The 19,462-nt window shown below is 65.0% G+C and carries 16 protein-coding genes; 6 read left to right on the top strand and 10 right to left on the bottom strand.

What is annotated here, in order from left to right:
- Positions 1-62: 62 nt before the first annotated feature.
- The gene (locus M8997_RS14985; RefSeq protein WP_250014868.1) at positions 63-1,046 is read right to left on the bottom strand and encodes a tripartite tricarboxylate transporter substrate binding protein; all 984 of its coding nucleotides are present in this window, start codon (positions 1,044-1,046) and stop codon (positions 63-65) included.
- A 67-nt stretch (positions 1,047-1,113) separates the two neighbouring features.
- Positions 1,114-2,175 carry a 4-hydroxythreonine-4-phosphate dehydrogenase PdxA gene (locus M8997_RS14990; RefSeq protein ID WP_250014870.1) on the bottom strand — a complete coding sequence of 354 codons (1,062 nt, stop codon included), beginning with the start codon at positions 2,173-2,175 and terminating at the stop codon, positions 1,114-1,116.
- 200 nt (positions 2,176-2,375) lie between these two features.
- Between M8997_RS14990 and M8997_RS14995 the strand changes: the two genes are divergently transcribed.
- The gene (locus tag M8997_RS14995; RefSeq protein ID WP_250014873.1) at positions 2,376-3,059 is read left to right on the top strand and encodes a GntR family transcriptional regulator; all 684 of its coding nucleotides are present in this window, start codon (positions 2,376-2,378) and stop codon (positions 3,057-3,059) included.
- 6 nt (positions 3,060-3,065) lie between these two features.
- On the opposite strand, the gene M8997_RS15000 is transcribed toward M8997_RS14995, so the two are convergent.
- On the bottom strand, positions 3,066-3,743 hold the full coding sequence (locus tag M8997_RS15000) for an aldolase (protein WP_250014875.1): 678 nt from the start codon (positions 3,741-3,743) through the stop codon (positions 3,066-3,068).
- Positions 3,744-3,758: 15 nt separating this feature from the next.
- On the bottom strand, positions 3,759-4,754 hold the full coding sequence (locus M8997_RS15005) for a LacI family DNA-binding transcriptional regulator (protein WP_250014877.1): 996 nt from the start codon (positions 4,752-4,754) through the stop codon (positions 3,759-3,761).
- A gap of 164 nt (positions 4,755-4,918) precedes the next feature.
- Between M8997_RS15005 and ltnD the strand changes: the two genes are divergently transcribed.
- The 4 genes from ltnD to M8997_RS15025 all read left to right on the top strand — a co-directional run bounded on the left by ltnD (position 4,919) and on the right by M8997_RS15025 (position 9,384).
- Positions 4,919-5,848 carry an L-threonate dehydrogenase gene (gene ltnD / locus M8997_RS15010; RefSeq protein ID WP_371929593.1) on the top strand — a complete coding sequence of 310 codons (930 nt, stop codon included), beginning with the start codon at positions 4,919-4,921 and terminating at the stop codon, positions 5,846-5,848.
- Positions 5,849-5,850: 2 nt separating this feature from the next.
- Positions 5,851-6,627, top strand: coding sequence for a 2-oxo-tetronate isomerase (gene otnI / locus M8997_RS15015; RefSeq protein WP_250014879.1), 777 nt, complete (start codon positions 5,851-5,853; stop codon positions 6,625-6,627).
- A 5-nt stretch (positions 6,628-6,632) separates the two neighbouring features.
- Positions 6,633-7,922 carry a 3-oxo-tetronate kinase gene (gene otnK, locus M8997_RS15020; RefSeq protein ID WP_250014881.1) on the top strand — a complete coding sequence of 430 codons (1,290 nt, stop codon included), beginning with the start codon at positions 6,633-6,635 and terminating at the stop codon, positions 7,920-7,922.
- 283 nt (positions 7,923-8,205) lie between these two features.
- On the top strand, positions 8,206-9,384 hold the full coding sequence (locus tag M8997_RS15025) for a GH25 family lysozyme (RefSeq protein WP_250014883.1): 1,179 nt from the start codon (positions 8,206-8,208) through the stop codon (positions 9,382-9,384).
- Positions 9,385-10,342: 958 nt separating this feature from the next.
- On the opposite strand, the gene purD is transcribed toward M8997_RS15025, so the two are convergent.
- Positions 10,343-11,620, bottom strand: coding sequence for a phosphoribosylamine--glycine ligase (gene purD / locus M8997_RS15030; RefSeq protein WP_250014885.1), 1,278 nt, complete (start codon positions 11,618-11,620; stop codon positions 10,343-10,345).
- Between the two features lie 147 nt (positions 11,621-11,767).
- Here purD and ubiA point away from each other — a divergent pair, with 147 nt between their 5' ends.
- The gene (gene ubiA, locus M8997_RS15035) at positions 11,768-12,763 is read left to right on the top strand and encodes a 4-hydroxybenzoate octaprenyltransferase (protein WP_250014888.1); all 996 of its coding nucleotides are present in this window, start codon (positions 11,768-11,770) and stop codon (positions 12,761-12,763) included.
- Between the two features lie 8 nt (positions 12,764-12,771).
- Here ubiA and M8997_RS15040 read toward each other — a convergent pair whose 3' ends face one another.
- The 5 genes from M8997_RS15040 to M8997_RS15060 form a co-directional block, all read right to left on the bottom strand.
- A complete protein-coding gene (locus tag M8997_RS15040) occupies positions 12,772-13,344 on the bottom strand; it encodes a DUF6101 family protein (RefSeq protein WP_250014890.1) in 573 nt (190 codons plus the stop codon).
- A gap of 212 nt (positions 13,345-13,556) precedes the next feature.
- On the bottom strand, positions 13,557-14,972 hold the full coding sequence (locus tag M8997_RS15045; RefSeq protein ID WP_250014893.1) for an FAD-binding oxidoreductase: 1,416 nt from the start codon (positions 14,970-14,972) through the stop codon (positions 13,557-13,559).
- Entirely contained in the window at positions 14,969-15,961 is a 993-nt protein-coding gene (locus tag M8997_RS15050) for an L-threonylcarbamoyladenylate synthase (RefSeq protein WP_250014895.1), read from the bottom strand. Before M8997_RS15050 ends, M8997_RS15045 begins: the two co-directional genes overlap by 4 nt.
- 134 nt (positions 15,962-16,095) lie before the next feature.
- Entirely contained in the window at positions 16,096-18,390 is a 2,295-nt protein-coding gene (gene glyS, locus M8997_RS15055) for a glycine--tRNA ligase subunit beta (protein WP_250014898.1), read from the bottom strand.
- Positions 18,390-19,325 (bottom strand): glycine--tRNA ligase subunit alpha, encoded by a 936-nt coding sequence (locus M8997_RS15060; RefSeq protein ID WP_256473344.1) that lies wholly within the window; start codon positions 19,323-19,325, stop codon positions 18,390-18,392. Before M8997_RS15060 ends, glyS begins: the two co-directional genes overlap by 1 nt.
- Between the last annotated feature and the right edge of the window lie 137 nt (positions 19,326-19,462).

Here is a 19,462-nt window from a genome sequence, read left to right on the forward strand (position 1 = left end):
CTTTTCTCCCATGCGTGCCTTGTCGGGCGCCGCCGATGGCGGCACCCGATGGGGGTAGGTGGCTACTTGACCAGCCAGCCTTCGCGCTCAAGCACCTTGACCACGTTTTCGCGGTCCTTGGCCTGGTAGGACTTGAAGTCGTCCCCGGCCATGAATTGCGCCGTCTGCGAGGTCTTGGCGATATATTCCGCCCATTCCGGCGTTTCCGAAACCTTTTTCAGCACGTCCTGGTAGAAGGCGACTGCCTCCGCATCGACGCCGGCCGGCAGCCAGACGGTACGCGGCATGCGGTAGCTGTCGATGCCGAGACCGGCTTCGGCGCAGGTGGGGATATCGTGCCAGCCCTTGCCGTCATGCACCGCGTCGCTCTTCGGAAAACGGTCGGGACGGAACACGCAGAGCGGCTTCACCATTCCCGCCTGCCACTGGCCGCGATTCTCGTTGGGATTGTTCACATTGGCGTCGATATGCCCGCCCGCCAGCTGCACGCCGGCCTCGCCGCCGCTCTTGAACGGAATGTAGCGGAATTCCGCCCCCGTGGTCTCGCCAATGGACGATACGAGGATCTGGTCGGTGTCCTTCGACTGGCTGCCGCCGAACTGCACCGCCTGGGGCTTGGCCTTGGCCGCATCCAGGAAGGCCTTCACATCGGCATATTCGGACTGGCCGTTGACCCAGATCAGGAATTCGTCGAGCGCCATGGCCGCGACCGGCGTCAGGTCCTCCGGCGCATAGGGCACCTCGGCGACGCTCGGCAGGAGATATTCATTGTTGGTGCCGAAGGTCAGCTTGTAGGGATCGGCCTTGTAGCCGGCGGCGTAGACGAAGCCTTCCGCACCGCTGCCGCCGCCCTTGTTGGTGACGACGATCGGCGCCTTCATCAGCTTGTGCTTGCCGATGATCGCCTGCACGGTCCGTGCGAAATTGTCGGTGCCGCCGCCCGGCCCCGAGGTGACGACGAACTCCACCGGCCGCGTCGGCTCGAATGCGAGTGCCGGCACTGCCGACACGGCAAGGGCAAGCGCGAGGGTAATCTGTTTCAGCATTTTCGGTTCCTCCCGGTTATCGGTCCCCTGCCGCAAGCTCCTACCCGGCAGCGGGTTCCGTCTTCAATCAAGCAGTCTTGCGGTCTGCCTCCCTCTGCCGCGCCTGGCGGACAGCCATGCGCGCTGCGAGCAGGATGGCCTCGCGCGTCGCGCCGATATCGGCGACGCCCTGGCGGGCAATGTCGTAGGCCGTGCCATGCGCCGGCGTGCAGAGCGGGAACGGCAGCCCGCCCATCATCGTAACGCCCTTGTCGAAGCCCATCATCTTCATCGCGATCTGGCCCTGGTCGTGATACATGGTCAGCACCGCGTGGAAGCCTTCCTTCAGCGCCCGCAGGAACACCGTATCGGCGGGGAACGGTCCATCGACCGCATAGCCCTGCGCCCTGGCGCGCGCTACGGCGGGTTCGATCACGTCGATCTCCTCGCGGCCGAAACTGCCGCCATCGCCGGCATGGGGATTGAGCCCGGCAACCGCGATGCGCGGCTTGTCGATGCCGGCAAGCCTCAGGCAGGCGCTCGTCAGGTCGATCTCGGCCAGTATGGCCTCCTCGCTGATATGCGAGGACACGGCGGAAAGCGGGATGTGAGACGTTACGCGGGCATTCCAGATGCGCTCGAGCACGTTGAATTCGCGCATCTTGCCCTTGAAGGAAAGCACGTCGGAGACGAAGCGGATTTCGTCGTCATAGCCCGGATAGGCGTAGCGCATGGCCTTCTTGTTGAAGGGCGTGAAACATACGCCATCGACGCGGCCGGCATCGGCAAGCTCCAGCGCCAGGCGGAAATTCCGCGTGGCGAAGGTACCGCCCGCAAGCGTCGCCTCGCCGACGACGACATCGGCCGGATCGAGATGGCCGAGATCGACGAATACGGGCCTCTCGGCGGGTTCGGTGGAGAAACTGTCTTCGCCCCGGTATTCGATATCGAGTTCGACGCCGGCGATCTTCGCCCCGTCTTCCAATATGCGCCTGTCGCCGACGACGACGAAATGCGCAATCTCGCGAATGTCGGCAAGGGAGAGAAGACGCGCAGCCAGTTCCGAGCTGATGCCTGCGGGGTCACCCATGGCAAGGGCCAATACGGGACGCTGGTCCCCGCCGCCAACAGGCCTGTTGTTCTGCGCCATCCAAAAACCTCCCTCTTCGTCCGGTTCCCCAACGACTACGATCATATTCCCCGCTTTGCAAGTATTTTGTATACAGTATTAAAAATAGCGTATTAAGCCCAGTATCATTTTGCCGCGACAAATGCGAGAATACGCCAGATTCGGCGCTCGTATGGGCAGCACACGCCGCCCCCATGGGCAGCACAGGGATGGAGGATTGAATGGCATCGGAAGTCGTTGAGCCGGCGGGGCGCCGCGCGGTCGCCACCATTTCGCGCCAGTCCCTGCATGGAGAAATCGTCACCCGGCTGCGCGACATGATCATCGAGGGCGATCTGCAGCCCGGCGAGCGCATCTATGAGAACCAGCTCGGCGAGGAGCTCGGCGTATCGCGGACGCCGCTGCGGGAAGCGTTGAAGTTTCTCGCTAGCGAAGGCCTTGTCGAGCTCGTGCCCAGCCGTGGCGCGGTGGTGAAGCGCTTCTCCCCGAAAGACATCGAGGACATGCTCATCGTCATCAGGTCGATGGAGATGCTTGCCGGGCGCATCGCCTGCGCCATCGCGAGCGACGAGGGCATTGCCGGATTGCGGCTGCTGCACGATGCGATGGTCCGGCATTACGAGGCCGGCGAGCGGCTCGAATATTACAAGTTGAACCAGCAGATCCACACCGGCATCGTCGCCCTTGCCGACAATGCGCCGCTGGCGGAAGTGCATGGATTGCTGCAATCGCGGGTAAAGCGCATCCGCTTCATCGGGCATGAGGGGCCGGAGCGCTGGGCCAATGCGGTTGCCGAGCATGAGCGCATCATGGCCGCGCTCGAACGGCGCGACGCCGAGACGCTCGCCCGCGAACTCGACGTTCATCTCGCCAATGGCTGGGAGCGGGTGAAGTCGGTGCTCTGACGGCAATCACTCGTGATCGTGGTGATCGTGATCGTGCGCGACCGGCAGGTCGAGGCCGAATGTGCGCTCCAGATCGGCCACCTGCCCCGGTGAAAGATAGCGCGGATTGAGATTGCGCAGGAGCAGATAGAGCTTCGCCGTCTCCTCCAGTTCCTCGGTGGCGAAGACCGCCGCTTCCAGACTGTCTCCGGCGACGACCGGCCCATGATTGGCCAGCAACACCGACGAATAGCGCCCGGCAAGGCCGCGAATGGCATCGGCCACGGCCGGATCGCCCGGACGATAATAGGGGATCAATGCCGTCTGCCCGGCCCGCATCAGATAATAGGGCGTCATCGGCGGCAGCGCCGCGCGCGGGTCGATCTCCGGCAGCATGGTCAGCGCCACCGCATGCGTCGAATGGAGATGGACGATGGCGCGGGCGCTGGTGCGGCTGTCATAGAGCGCCGTATGAAGCGGGATTTCCTTGGTCGGCTTGTCGCCGGAGATCAGCTGCCCCGAACCATCGAGCCGCGAAATGCGCGCCGGATCGAGAAATCCCAGCGAGGCATTCGTCGGCGTGACCAGCCAGCCGCCATCGTCGAGCCGCAGCGAAATATTGCCGGAGGAGCCCGGCGTCAGGCCCCGCTCGAACAGCGACCTTCCATAGCGGCAGATTTCTTCGCGCAGGCGGGTATCGGACATGATGTCCCTCCGATGTCAGGCGGTGGCGCCAGTGATGAGTTCAAAGCCGAGATCGACGGTCTGCGGCGGTGCCTTGTCAACGATCAGTTTTGCCGCCACCTCACCCGTGGCGGCGCGCGGCGTCCTGATGGTGGACAATGGCTGCGGCATGGCCTTGCCGATATCGAGGCCGTTATAGCCGAATATCGCCAGCTGGCCCGGGATGGCGATCCCTTGGGCCAGGCAGTGGAAATATCCGCCGAGCGCCATGTCGTCATTGGAGAAATAGACCGCATCGAGATCCGGATGCCGCGCCAGCAGGCGCGACAGCGCCCCGCGCCCCTCCTCCACCGAGGACCGGCCCGGATGGATCTCCTCGCCGGCCAGCCCGGCGCCGTTTTCGACGAGCGCGTCGCGGAAACTCGCATGGCGCTTGGCGGCGCGCGTATCGCGCATGAGATCATGCCCGACATAGCCGATCCGGCGGTATCCGCGCTCCAGCAGGAAGCCGGCGCTGGCCCGCCCCGCCGCGTGATTGGAGAAGCCGACCGCCAGATCGAGCGCCGTGCCATCGATGTCGAGCAGTTCCACGATACGGCAGGACGCCGCCTGAAGCGTGCGCACAGTGCGCTCCGTATGCTCATAACCCGCCAGCATGATCGCCGCCGGCCGCCATGCGAGCATGGAGGCGACCAGCATTTCCTCGCGCTCGGCATCGTAATCCGTCACCGCGAAAACCGCCTGGTGCTGCGCCTGTTCCAGCGTGCCGATGGCGCCGCCCAGAAGATCGGCGAAGACGATGTTCGAAAGCGACGGGATGACGAAGGCGACAAGCGGCGAGCCGGACGAGGCGAGCGTGCCGGCAATGCGGTTCGGCACGTAGCCGAGCCGTTCCACCGCCGACAGGACGCGCTCCCGGGTCTTGGCGGAGAAGGAACCATGGTTCCTCAATACCCGCGACACGGTGCTTTCGCCGACGCCGGCCGCCTCCGCAACCTGCGCCAGCGTCGCCGACTGCTGCCTTGTGTCCATGGGCCGATTTCTCCCCTTGCAGCCTCTTCCTCCATGCCACGGATAATAGGGAAATTTTGGCAGCGCTACCATTTTATTATTGGCAGCGCTGCCAATTCATGGTTTACCATCGGACTGCCCTCTTGAGCGAGGCGATCCATGTCGATTGGGCGGAGGAGACCGATATTTTGGCCAATGAGAACAATCGTGGCGGCGTCACCATCGCCGTCATCGGACTGGGTTCGATGGGGCTCGGAATGGCGCAGTCCGCTGCCCGGGCCGGCCATGACGTGGCCGGGTTCGATATCGCGCCGGCAGCACTTGCAAAGCTCGCCGCCTTCGGCGCGCGCAGCGCCGCCTCGGCCGCCGATGCGGTTCGAAACGCCGACATCGTCGTTTCCGTCGTGGTGAATGCGCAGCAGACGGAGGCGCTGCTGTTCGGCGACGCCGGCATGGCCACTGCCATGAAGCCCGGCGCGGTGTTCGTGTCTTCCGCCACCATGGACCCGGCGGCGGCGCGCGATCTTGCGCAGCGCGTCGAAGCCGCCGGCCTGCATTATCTCGATGCGCCGGTTTCCGGCGGTGCCGTCAAGGCCCTCGGCGGCGAACTGACGATCATGGCATCCGGCACGCCGGAGGCGTTTCTCAAGGCGCGGCCGGCGCTCGATGCCATGGCGGCAAAGGTCTATGAACTTGGCGACGCAGCAGGCACGGGCGCGGCATTCAAGATGATCAATCAATTGCTCGCCGGCGTTCACATCGCCGCCGCTTGCGAGGCCATTACCTTCGCCGCCCGGCAGGGGCTGGATCTCGACAAGGTCCATGAGGTCATCACCGCCTCCGCCGGCAATTCGTGGATGTTCGAAAACCGGGTTCCGCATATCCTCGACGGCGACTACACGCCGCTGAGCAGCATCGATATTTTCGTCAAGGATCTCGGCATCGTCCAGGACATGGCGCGCAATGCCCGCTATCCCGTCCCGCTCGCCGCCGCCGCGCTGCAGATGTATCTGGCGGCTTCCGGCAGCGGCATGGGCCGCGACGACGATTCCTCGCTCGCCCGGCTTTATGCCGGTCTTTCCGGCACTGAGCTGCCCATGGCACCGGAGAAATAGACATGCCGAAATTCGCCGCCAACCTCACCATGATGTTCACCGAATGGCCGTTTCTCGACCGTTTCGACGCCGCCGCGGATGCGGGCTTCGGCGCGGTCGAATATCTGTTCCCCTATGAGGTGGAGCCGGGCGAAATCGCCCTGCGCCTCGAACGCAACAGGCTGGAACAGGCGCTGTTCAACCTGCCGCCCGGCGACTGGGCCGGCGGCGAACGCGGCATGGCGGCGCTGCCGGAACGGTTCGACGATGTCGCGGCCAGCGTCGGGCGCGCGCTCGACTATGCTGCGGCGACCGGCGTCCGGCGCCTGCACCTGATGGCCGGAATCGCCGACCGCTCCAGCCCCGCAGCAAGCGCCGCCTATCGCCGTTCGATCGTCCATGTGGCTGAACGGCTGGCGTCTGCCGGCATCGACCTCCTGCTCGAGCCGATAAATGGCCGCAACATGCCCGGCTATTTTCTCGACGATTTCGCCTTCGCGGCGGCGCTGATCGAGGAATTGCGCCTGCCCAACCTCAAGCTCCAGTTCGACATCTATCATCGCCAGATCATGGATGGCGATGTGGTGATGGCGCTGCGCCGGCTCCTGCCGATCATCGGGCATGTCCAGATCGCCAGCGTCCCCTCGCGCCACGAGCCGGACGACGAGGAGATCAACTACCCCTATCTGTTCGCGGAGCTCGACCGGCTCGGCTATGCCGGCTTCGTCGGCTGCGAATACAATCCGAGGAACCATACGCTGGACGGCCTCCGCTGGTTCCAGTCCTTCAAGCGGAGCTAGCTGACATGGCAATCCTTCTCGGGTCCATAGCGGACGATTATACCGGCGCATCCGACCTCGCCAACACCTTGTCGAAGAACGGCCTGCGCACCATCCAGACCGTGGGGATACCCGATCCCGGCCTTGCCATGCCCGATGTCGATGCGGTGGTGATCGCCATGAAAATCAGGTCGGTGCCCGCCGGCGAGGCCGTGGCCGCGGCCCGGACGGCCGAGAACTGGCTGCGCGGTCAGGGCGCGGCGCACATCCTCTACAAGATCTGCTCGACCTTCGATTCGACCGATGCCGGCAATATCGGGCCGGTGACCGAAGCGCTGCTCGCCGGGCAGCAGGCGCCGGTGCTGGTGACGCCGGCCTTTCCCGAAACCGGGCGCACGGTCTATTTCGGCCATCTCTTCGTCAATGGCCAGCCGCTCGACGAAAGCCCGCTGAAGGACCATCCGCTGAACCCGATGTATGATTCCGATCTCGTGAGGGTGCTCGGACGGCAGACGCGGCAAGCGGTAGGGCTTGTGGATCTGGCGACGATCCGCGCCGGTGCGGACGCGGTCAGGCAGCGCATGGCGCGGCTCGTCGGCGAAGGCCGGACCATGGCGATAGCCGATGCCATCGCCGAGGACGATCTTGAAGTGCTCGGCGAAGTCGCCGCCGATCATGGACTGTCGACGGGTGCCTCCGGCCTCGGTCTCGGCCTGGCGCGGGCCCTGAGACGCAGGCACGGAACCGGGGATGGCAGGACCGGGGAGACCAATACCGGGAATAGGGGCATCGGCGCGCCTGTCGGCGGGCATGCCGCCATCATCGCCGGCAGTTGCTCGCGGATGACGCTGCAGCAACTGGCTGCGGCCGAGAAGGCCATGCCCGTGCTGCGGCTCGACCCGGAGAAGCTGCTGGCCGGCACGGCGGAGATCGAACGGGCGCTTGCCTGGGCTGGCGAGCGCCTTGCGAAAGGCCCCGTCGCCATCGCCGCCAGCGCAACGCCGGAGGAAGTGGCCAGCCTGCAGGCAAGGCATGGGCGCGACGCCTCCGGCCATGCGATCGAGCGGGCGACGTCCACCATAGCGGCCGAACTCGTCGCCCGCGGCGTGCGGCGGCTGGTGGTGGCGGGCGGGGAAACTTCCGGCGCGGCGGTCGACCGGCTGGCTATCCCGGCCTTCCTGATCGGGCCCGAGATTGCGCCGGGCGTTCCGGTCCTGCGCACGGTCGGCGGCGGCCACGACATGCTGCTCGCGCTCAAATCCGGCAATTTCGGCGGCGAGGATTTCTTCGCACAGGCGCTGGACGCCATGCGCTAGTAGAACGAATTTGACATTCGCATCGCAGTCGACATCAAACACCATAGCGAATGTCAAATTCAAAGTTCCATTAGAATCATATCGTTGCTAGTGGTCTTTCGATTCTGACATTTGCCATGCGGGGTGTATCGGCGGGATACAAATGTCAGAATCGGACCACTAGACGGGGGCGCTAGGCGGGAGCTCACGAGCCAAGACCAGGCGTAGTTAACGCGGTGTTAACCCTGCTGGGCCAGCATTCACATTCTGGTCACTGAACCCCTTGAGGCGCGAGGGCGAAAATTTGGCATACCGCTATTCCGGCCTGTCCCTGCTTGTAGCAGTGCTTGCCCTGTTCGGCCCCGCCGAAGCATCGCGGGCGGAGTCGGAGTTCAGGACGCCGTGGACCGACAAGAACCGCGCCATCGTGCTCGACGGCTACGAGCAGAACACGTTCAACCTCGTCGAGATCGCCAAGGACCCGCGCATCGCCGCCTTCATCCACAAGGGCTCGGATGGCGTGCCGGTCAATTATCATTGCAAGCGCATCGACGATGCCATGCAGCAGGAATTGTGCCGGCGGATCTGGCGCAACTACGCAGTCTCGCGCGAGCTCTATCACACGCGCAAGATGCTGGCGAAGGCGATGGGACTGAAATGGGGCGCCTATCATCTTGGCCGCCCGGGCGATCCGATCGAGCAGGCCAATCATTTCATCGACTATGCCGAGCCGGCGGATGACGAGCTGATCGCCATCGACATCGAGGACAATGACCCGACGCGCTTCATGTCGCTGCGCGATGCGGAGATCTTCGCCGAACATATCAAGCTGCGGACCGGGCGCTATCCGGTTCTCTATACGAACGGCACCACCGCCAGGCATATCGCCGAGAACAGGCTGGAATTTCCGGTGCTTTCGCGGCTCCAGCTCTGGTATGCCCGCTACGAGGCCGATATCGCGCCGCATTTCCCCAAGGGCAACTGGCAGGACTACGCCCTGTGGCAGTTCGCCTCGCAAAGCAATTGCACCGAGGCGCGCTGCCCCTATCGCCCTGCCGGCACCAATCGCGATATCGACGTCAACATAGCCGATATGAGCGTTGCCGAACTCAAGGCGGCCTGGCCCCTCGGCGAACTCGTGCCGGCCCTGCCGCCGGATGGCGTGCCCCTGCCCGGCTCGCGGCCCTATGATCGCGACGACATCCTGATGGCGGCCGCCGCGCCGCCGCTCGTCGATTACCGCGCCCTGCTTGGCGCGGTGCGCACCCTGCCGCAGGCCGCGTCGCGGCTCATGGCGGAGGCCGGTCGCCTGTGGCAAGGACCCGACGCGGTCGACACCGTTACCACTGCCGCCATTCCAGCAAAGGCCGCGCCGACGCTCGCCGACATAAGGGCCGCGCTCGCCGAGCCCGCACGCGCCCGGTTCACCGCCTCGGGGGGCGCCCGGCAATGTGTGGCAATGACGGACATCGCCGCCAATTAGGGGATTTTGCTCTAAGAAACGATTGCACAAACGTTGCTGCGCCCTTCGACAGGCTCAGGATGAGGGAGAGTAGAGTTTTGCAGGGGGATAGATCTGCGAGGTTTCAGATCCTGGCTCCCGACTTTTCTGCAATCAAATCAATCATCCTCATCCTGAGCTTGTTGAATGACCCCGTGACGGCAATGCAACACACGTCCCCTCTGGTGGGATAAATGGAAACTTATCCCACCACTTTGAAACCGGGTTATTGTGATTCGGTCCTTTCCAGTGGGGGAGCAGCTTCCGGTGCTGTTTCGATTGCTGGGAAAGGGTGGCGTTGCTGAATAGTCGGAAGTGACAACCCCGATCGGCCGGCAAACTGCAGAAGGAAACGGAGGTGGCGCTCTTGTTCCCGGGTTGTTGCGTCTGACAAACGCAGGAACAGCAGGCAAAGACGTCGCGGGCGGTCTTCGGACCTCGACCCTGATACCTACTGACGCGCTGAAGACCGCCCGTCTCCCCCCATTTCAATGACCAGACGCGATTGCGCGGGCGTGGTGAGGATTTTCCGTATCCAGCATCTCCAACAAGGGATTGCAGCAACGTTGCTGCGCCCTTCGACAGGCTCAGGATGAGGGAGAGTAGAGTTTTGCAGGGTTCTAGTTCTGCAAGGCTTCAAACCCAAGCTCCCAACCTTTTTGCAATCAAACAAAACCCCTCATGCTGAGCTTGTCGAAGCACGCACGATGCTTCTGCAGCGCTCCAAAGAAGGATTGCACAAACGTTGCAGCGCCCTTCGACAGGCTCAGGATGAGGGGAAATAGAGTTTTGCAGGGTGGTGGTTCTGAGATGTTGGCAGGTGTCGAGAGCTTGCAGAACTACCTACCTGCCACCAACCCACACCCCTCATGCTGAGCCCGTCGAAGCACGCAGCAACAGTGGTGCAATCAACTAGTAGTTCTGTGGGGTTTCAAACCCCTCAGGACCGCTCGCGCTCGATGGCGCGCCAGCCAATATCGCGGCGGTAGAAACCTTCCGGCCAGTCGATCCGGGCGATGGTTTCATAGGCGGTCTTCTGCGCCTCGCTCACGCTGCGGCCGCTCGCCGTGACGTTCAGGACGCGGCCGCCATTGGCGACGAGTTCGCCATTGCGCAGCGCCGTGCCGGCATGGAAAATCTCGACGTCGCCGCCCGCTGCGGCCGCATCGACGCCGCGGATGACGCTGCCCTTTTCCGGCGCTGCCGGATAGCCGCGCGCCGCCATGACCACCGTCAGCGCCGGCTCGGCGTTCCAGCGCACCGACACCTGGTCGAGCGCGCCATCGGCGGCGGCCTTGAGCAGGAGCAGGATGTCGTCCTTCAGGCGCAGCATGAGCACCTGGGTCTCGGGATCGCCGAAACGGGTATTGTATTCGATCAGCCTGGGCCCGTCGCTGGTGATCATCAGGCCGGCAAAAAGCGTGCCGCTGAAGGGCGAGCCGAGTTCCGCCATGCCGCGCATGGTCGGCTCGATCAGTTCGCGCATGGTGCGCTCGATCATGGCGTCGGTCATCACCGGCGCCGGCGAATAGGCGCCCATGCCGCCGGTATTGACGCCCGTATCGCCCTCGCCGACGCGCTTGTGGTCCTGGGCCGTGCCGAAGGGAATGGCCGTCCTGCCGTCGCAAAGGCAGAAGAAGCTCGCCTCCTCGCCCTCGAGATATTCCTCGACGACGACTTCCGCGCCCGCGCCGCCAAAGGCGCCGTCGAAACAGGCGTCGACCGCATCGAGCGCTTCCTCGAGCCCGAAGGCGACGACGACGCCCTTGCCGGCAGCCAGCCCGTCGGCCTTGACCACGATCGGCACGCCCTTCGAACGAATATAGTCCTTCGCCGGGCCCGCCTCGGAAAAGCGCTGGTAATCGCCGGTCGGAATGCCGAAACGGGCGCAGAGATCCTTGGTGAAGCCCTTCGACCCCTCGAGCCGGGCCGCCGCCTTCGAGGGCCCGAACACCGATATGCCGGCGGCGCGCAGATCATCGGCAAGACCGGCCACCAGCGGCGCCTCCGGTCCTATGACGACGAAATCCACCGCATTTTCCCGGCAGAAGGCGGTGATCGCCGCGTGATCGGCGGGATCGAGCGGCACGCAATCGGCGACGGCGGCCATGCCCGGATTGCCGGGGGCGCAAAAGAGCTGCGTCAGCACCGGCGACGCCGCGATCTTCCATGCCAGGGCATGTTCGCGCCCTCCCGAACCGATAAGCAGGACTTTCATTGGATTTCGCTCCGCGCTGGCCAGATTCAAGGAAATTCGAGGTTTCGGTATGGCTTTGCAGCCCGGGGGTCAAGCGGCCAATCGAAAAATCCGCTTGAAAACCCTCATTGCGCTTGACTGTGCGACGTCTCGCTGCAAGGTCACGCCATGACATCAGAAAAAGACATCATCCAATCGGCGCAGGCGCGCGGCCGGGTGTTCGATGCGCCGTCCGGCCACTGGGTCTACCGGGTGCTGCCGAACCGGCTCTGGCCCTATGCCCAGCTCGCCCGCTGGGACAGGCCGATCGGCTGGTGGCTGCTGCTCTGGCCCTGCTGGTGGGCGACGGCGCTGGCGGCGACCGCTGGCGCGCGGACCGGCGACCCGCTCGTCACCGTGCTGCCCTCGTTCTGGCATCTGCTGCTTTTCCTCATCGGCGCCATCGCCATGCGCGGCGCGGGCTGCACCTATAACGACCTTGCGGACGAGGATATCGACAATCAGGTGGCGCGTACCCGTTCGCGGCCGCTGCCCTCCGGCCAGGTGACGCGCAGCCAGGCCAGGCTGTTCCTGGCGCTGCAGGCGCTGGTCGGTCTCGTCGTGCTCGTGCAATTCAACCGCTTCACCATCGTCCTTGCCGTGGCGTCGCTTGCCATCGTCGCGGTCTATCCGTTCATGAAGCGCATCACCAACTGGCCGCAGCTGGTGCTCGGGCTCGCCTTCTCCTGGGGCGCGCTCGTCGGCTGGTCGGCCCATTTCGGCACGCTCGGCTGGCCGCCGGTGCTGCTCTATGCCGGGTCGATCCTGTGGGTGATCGGCTATGACACGATCTACGCCCATCAGGACAAGGAGGACGACGCTCTCGTCGGCGTCCGTTCCACGGCGCGGCTCTTCGGCAGCCGCACCCGCGAGGCGCTGATGATCCTCTATGGCGGGGCGCTGGCGCTGTTCCTCGGCGCATTCGCCCTCGCCGAAGTGCCGATGCCGGCCATTGCCGGGCTGCTTGCCGCCGGCGCGCACATGTATCGCCAGATCAGCGTGCTCGACATCGACGATCCCGCCGAATGCCTGCGCCTGTTCAAGTCGAACACGGTCGTCGGCTGGCTGATCTTCCTCGGCCTCGTGGCCGGCGGCCTGTGGACGGTGGTCAAGCCGCTCGTCTGACGGGCGCCCTACCGCGCCCGCTGCGGGATGATCTCTTCACCGCCGATGACGAGGCGCATGCCGAGATTGCCGACCTGGCGGCGCGCCAGGAAGCGCGGGCGGCGGCGGTTTGCCTCGCTGCCCTTGCGGCGGGGCATGGCTTCGCGCACGGTCACCGGGCCGACCTTGTGTTCGAGCGGCCGCGCCACGCCGTCTTCCTCGACCATCAGCATCGGCAGCGCGAAGATCGACGACCATGCGCGCCAGTCGGCGGCGACATCGTTGAGATCATGCGCCACCAGCAATGGCACCGAAAGCTGCGGGTCCGTGTGCATCAGTTCGAGCGTCACGGTGATGTCGCCGGCATCGTCCTCCACCGCGCGGGCGGCAATGCCGCGAAAGGCGCATGTCGGCAGCGCCATGGAAACCGGCAGGTGGCTCGCCGGCAATAGCCGCTTCAGCACGGCGCCGCGTTCATGCAGGGTGAAGGTGATGTCGCCACTGTCATCGCGGGTGGCGTAGGTTACGGTCTGGGGCAGGTGGAATGGGTCAAGCCGGAGTTCCCGGCCTGCCCAAACCGGCTTGGTTCCGGCTTGTTTCATTTGACGCCTTCTGTCGATCCTGAGAGCCGGTTTTCCCGGGCTTCTCTTTTTTCCCTGTTAGGAGCGGACCCTTCTGGGTCTCGTTGGACTGACAATAGCGCGCTCTTTCCCAAGACCGCTTAATGAACGGGGTTAACTCTTTATGATTAGATCGAATGGTTATCGAAAGCCAACCGGGGCCAAGAAACTGGTAAGGTTCCCGGCCTTTCGGGCTAGATCACCTTGCCCGGGTTCATGATGCCGGCGGGATCGAAGGCGAGCTTGATGCGACGCATCAGGTCGAGCGCCACCGGCGATTTCGTCAGGGCCAGTTCCTCGCGCTTCAGCTGACCGATGCCATGTTCGGCCGAGATCGAGCCGTGACAGGAGCGGACGATATCGTGCACGCGCTTGTTCACCTCCGGCCAGCGCGCAAGAAAGGCGTCCTTGTCGGCGCCGACGGGCTGGGAGATGTTATAATGCAGGTTGCCGTCGCCCATATGCCCGAACGACACGATCCTCGCGCCGGGGATCATTTCGAGCACGGCGGCATCCGCCTCGGCGATGAAGGCGGGGATGCTGGCGACCGGCACCGAAATATCGTGCTTGATCGAGCCGCCTTCCGGCTTCTGCGCGTGCGACATCGCCTCGCGCATGTGCCAGAAGGATTTCTCCTGCGCCGTGCTTTCGGCAATGGTCGCATCCTCGACGAGACCGGCCTCGAACGCCTCCGTCAGGATCGCCTCGATGGTTTCGCGCGCATCCCCGGCCGAGCGCGACGAGGATATGTCGATCAGCACATACCAGTCATGCGGCTCCTGCAGCGGGTCGCGAACGCCCTCCGTATGCCGGACGGAGAACTCGACGCCGATGCGCGGCATCAGCTCGAAGCCGGTCAGGGATGGCCCCGCATGGTCCTGCGCCAGGCTGAGAAGCTGCAGCGCGGCCTCCGGGCTGGCGAGGCCGGCATAGGCGACGCCCTTGCCCTTCGGCAGCGGATAGAGCTTCATCACGGCGGCGGTGATGATGCCGAGCGTACCCTCGGCGCCGATGAACACATCCTTCAGGTCGTAGCCGGTATTGTCCTTCTTGACGCGGCGAAGATCGTTCAGCACCTCGCCATTGGGCAGCACCACTTCGAGCCCGAGGCAGAGCTCCCGCGTATTGCCATAGGCGAGGACGGCGGTGCCTCCGGCATTGGAGGAGAGGTTGCCGCCGATCTGGCACGAGCCTTCCGAACCCAGCGAAAGCGGGAACAGCCGGCCCGCATCGGCCGCCGCCTCCTGCAGCTTCTGCAGGATGACGCCGGCTTCGACGACGGCGAGATTGCCGGCGGGATCGATCGACCTGATGCGGTTCAGCCGGCCAAGCGACAGGATGACCTGGCTGCCGGTCGAATCCGGTATCTGCCCGCCGACCAGCCCGGTATTGCCGCCCTGCGGCACGATGGGCGTCGTGGTCTCATTGGCGAGCTTCAGGATCTGCGACACTTCCTTCACCGTTGCGGGGCGCAGCACCAGCCGCGTCGCGCCGCCGAACTTCTCGCGGGGCTCCAGCAGGAAGGGCGCGATGTCCTGCGCCTCGCGCAGCGCATTGGCCTCGCCCACTATTGCCGTGAAGCGTTCAATAAGCTCGGGTGTCAGGGTCATCTTGTCCGTTCCAGTTCGTCGACCGCCAGACCGCGCGGCGCCGCCGCACGGGTGAGACGGTCATTGATTGCCTCGCCGAGGCCGGTGAAAGGTATCGGCTCGACGGCGATGGATGCACCGCCGAGACGGTCCAGCTGCTTCATGAAGCCGAAGAGATTGGCCGCAGCCTCGCGCAGGTCGCCGCCGGGGCTGAGATTGAGGGTCGCGGCGGCCTTTTCGGCACCCGCCGCGCGCTCCGGCCCGAATGCCAGCAGCGCCTCGCCGTCGCGCAGCTCGCGCGCATTCAGCCGCACCGCCGCCGCCGGCGCATAATGCGAGGTGAGCATGCCCGGCGCCTGGATCGCCGCCCGCTGGTCGAGCCGGACGAGCTTGCGGCCGAGCGCCGCCTCGATTTCCTCCGCCGCCAGCCCGCCGGGCCGCAGCAGGCTGACCGTCTCGCCCTCGACCCGGACGATGGTCGATTCGAGCCCGACTTCGGACGGGCCGGCATCGAGGATCAGCGCGATCCGCGTACCGAGATCGTCGGCCACGGCTTCGGCGCTGGTGCCGCTGATCCGGCCGGACGTATTGGCGCTCGGCGCGGCAAGCGGCCGGTCCAGCGCGGCGATGATCGCGCCAGCGACGCCGCGCGGCATGCGCAATGCGATCGTATCGAGCCCCGCCGCGACCAGCGGATGAATGGCGGTGCCAGCGCGCAGCGGCAGGACCAGCGTCAGCGGGCCGGGCCAGAACTGCTCGATCAGGCGGCGCGACAGGCTGTCGATTTCGGCATAGCGCTCGGCCATGGCGATGCTGGCGACATGGCAGATCAGCGGATTGAAATGCGGCCGGCCCTTGGCCTCGAAGATGCGGGCGACCGCCTCGCCATTGGTCGCATCGGCGGCGAGGCCATAGACGGTCTCGGTGGGAATGGCGACGAGTTCGCCCCTCGACAGGGCGTCTGCCGCTGCCGAAATGGCTTGCGCGTCGGTTCCCATGATTTTGGCCATGCCACAACGATCCCAGTTTGATCATGAAGGCTCTAACGGAGCGCAGGCCGGGCTGCAAGTCATCCGCTGATGAACTCAGCGAATGACGTCATACGGCAAATCGCTGCCGCCGGGGCTGGATCACCGACCGAAGATCAGCCGGCGATCCGGGAGAAATCGGCTACGGTGCCGGTCGCCATGCGGATGCGGTCGAGCAAGGCCAGGCGGTTGGCGCGGATCGCCGCGTCCGGATCATTGACCAGCACCTTGTCGAAGAACCTGTCCACCGGCTCGCGCAGGACGCTCAGCGCCGACATGGCCGCGGCGAAATCCTCGCGCGCCACCGCCTCGGCGGCAGCAGCCTCCGCCTCGCCGATGGCGGTGAAGAGCACGCGCTCCTCATCCATCGCAAACAGGGCGGGATCGACGGCGGCGGTGACCGTGGTGCCCTTCTTTTCCTCGGCGCTCAATATGTTGGCGGCGCGCTTGGTGCCGGCGAGGAGATTGCGGCCCTCCTCGGTGTTCAGGTAGACCACCAGCGCTTCGACGCGGCGGGCGACCAGCATCAGATTGTCGGCGCCCTCGCTGATCACGGCATCGATCAGGTCGTGCCGCGCGCCGAGATCGCGCAGGTGCACCTTCATGCGGTCGTGGAAGAAGGCCAGCAGGTCGAGCAGGACCGGATGCGCCTGTTCGGAAACTTCGCCGCGCACGCGCTTCTCGAAGCCGGAAATGGCATTGACGACATCTTCCTCGCCGTCGACATCGCCGCTGCCGAGCTTCGCCTGCGCCGTCTCGAAGGCTTCGATGCGGCCCTCGACGTGGTTTTCGCGCAGCTGGGCGAAGGCGAACTCGAATATGGGCAGCAGCGAAATCTTCCAGTCGCCCGAAAGCAGCAGCCGGATCACTCCGAGCGCCGCACGGCGCAGCGCGAACGGGTCCTTCGAGCCGGTGGGCTTCTCGTCGATGGCCCAGAACCCGACCAGCGTGTCGAGCTTGTCGGCCAGCGCGACGGCGATCGAGACCGCGTCCTTCGGCACGATGTCCGAGGGGCCGAGCGGCTTGTAATGTTCCTCGACAGCAGCGGCGACGGAAGCATGCTCGCCCTGCAGCAGGGCATATTTGCGGCCCATGCTGCCCTGCAATTCAGGAAATTCGCCGACGATCTCGGTGGTCAGGTCCGCCTTGGCCAGGCTGGCGGCGCGGGCTGCCAGATCGGCATCGGCGCCGACGAGCGGTGCGATGTGCCGCGCCAGCGCGACGATGCGCGCCACGCGCTGACCCTGCGTGCCGAGCCGTGCATGGAAGGTGACGTCGAGCGCGTCGAGGCGGGCCATGCGCTGGTCGAGCGGCTTGCCGAGGTCGAGGCCGAAGCGCGCCGCGGAAGGTCCGAGCAGCTGGAGATCGGGCAGGTCCGACTGGTCGGTGTTCCAGAAGTAGAGGGCGTCCGACAGGCGCGCGCGCACCACCTTGGCGTTGCCATGGGCGATTTCGCGGCCGCCATCCGCCGCCTCGATGTTGGAAACGAGGATGAAGCGGTTCGACAGGCCGCTTTCGTCGCCGGGCTTGCGCGTCACGAAGCATTTCTGGTTGGTCTTGATCGTCAGGCGAACGACTTCGGCCGGTATGGTCAGGAATTCCTCTTCGAATTCGCCCATGAGAACGACGGGCCATTCGACGAGGCCGGCCACTTCCTCCAGCAGGCCCTCATCTTCGACGAGTTCGAAGCCGGAGGCGAAGGCGACGTTGCGCGCGTCGGAAAGGATGATCTCCTTGCGCCGGTCCGCATCGAGCACGACCTTGGCCTTTTCGAGCTTCGCCACGTAATCGTCGAAGCGGCGGACGGTGATCGGCGCGCCGTCGCTGAGGAAGCGGTGCCCATAGGTCACATTGCCGGCGCGCAGCCCGTCGATCTCGAAATCGACGACGACCGGCTCCTCGGTCTCGGGGCCGAAGGTGCACAGGATCGACTGCAGCGGCCGTACCCAGCGCAGGCTGCCGGGCCGCGCCGATGCCGCGCCCCAGCGCATGGATTTCGGCCATGGGAAATCGCGGATGATGCGCGGCAGGAGCTCGGCGATGATCTCTTCGGCGGCCCTGCCCGGCCGGGTCAGGTGCGCGACGTAGAAATCGCCCTTCTTCGGATCGGTATGGACATGCGCCTCGGATATATCGCTGAGCCCGGCCGAGCGCAGGAAGCCGGCGATCGCCTGTTCCGGCGCATTGACGCTCGGTCCCTTGCGGTCCTCGTGCACATCGCGCGAGCGGGCGTTGAGGCCGCGAATGTCGAGCGTGAGACGCCGCGGCGTCCAGTAGTCTCCGGCTGCCTCATAGGTCAGGCCGGCTTCGACCAGCCCGTCGGTCACGAGCTTCTTCAGGTCGCCGGCAGCCTTGCGCTGCATGCGCGCGGGTATTTCTTCCGATCGCAGTTCAAGCAATAGATCAGGCATCAGAGGGACTCACTCTTGAAATTCGCGCCGCCGGCATCGGTCAACAGGAAGGCCTCGCCGCATTGGCGGGCGAGATTGCGCACGCGCAGGATATAGCTCTGCCGCTCCGTCACCGAAATGACGCCGCGCGCGTCGAGAAGATTGAAGGCGTGCGATGCCTTGATGCACTGGTCGTAGGCGGGCAGCACCATCCTGTGCAACGGGCTGTTGTCGCCGGCCTTCGGCGCACCGGCGCGCAGCAGGGCCTCGCATTCGGCTTCCGCATCCTCGAAATGGCGCAAGAGGACGCTGGTATTGGCATGTTCGAAATTGTGCCGCGAATATTCCTGCTCGGCCTGCAGGAACACCTCGCCATAGGTGACCTTCTCGGCCCCTTCCAACCCGTTGAAATTCAGGTCGTAGACATTGTCGACGCCCTGCACATACATGGCGAGGCGTTCGAGGCCATAGGTGAGCTCGCCCGAGACCGGCGAGCATTCGATGCCGCATACCTGCTGGAAATAGGTGAATTGCGACACTTCCATGCCGTCGCACCAGCACTCCCAGCCGAGCCCCCAGGCACCGAGCGTCGGGCTTTCCCAATCATCCTCGACGAAGCGCACATCATGCACCAGCGGATCGAGCCCGATCGCGCGCAGCGAGCCGAGATAGAGCTCCTGCAGGTTGGCCGGCGAAGGCTTCATGATCACCTGGTACTGGTAATAATGCTGCAGCCGGTTGGGATTTTCGCCGTAGCGCCCGTCCTTGGGCCGGCGCGAAGGCTGCACATAGGCCGCCTTCCACGGCTTCGGGCCGAGCGAGCGCAGCGTCGTCGCCGGGTGGAACGTACCCGCGCCGACTTCCATGTCATAGGGTTGCAGGATGACGCAGCCATGTTGCGCCCAGTAATTGTGCAGCGTGAGGATCAATCCCTGGAACGAACGGGTGGGCAGCATATGGTCGGGCAAGGAAGCAGTCACCGGATAAGCCTTTTCGAGGAGGATAAGCCTTTCTTGTCCCAGGGTTGCATCGGGCGCGGCGCCATTCGCGGCAAAGGGCACGGCACGGGGCGCGGCAGATGCTTCCATCCGGG

It is taken from the genome of Phyllobacterium sp. 21LDTY02-6, from assembly GCF_023554255.2.
Taxonomy (GTDB): domain Bacteria; phylum Pseudomonadota; class Alphaproteobacteria; order Rhizobiales; family Rhizobiaceae; genus Phyllobacterium.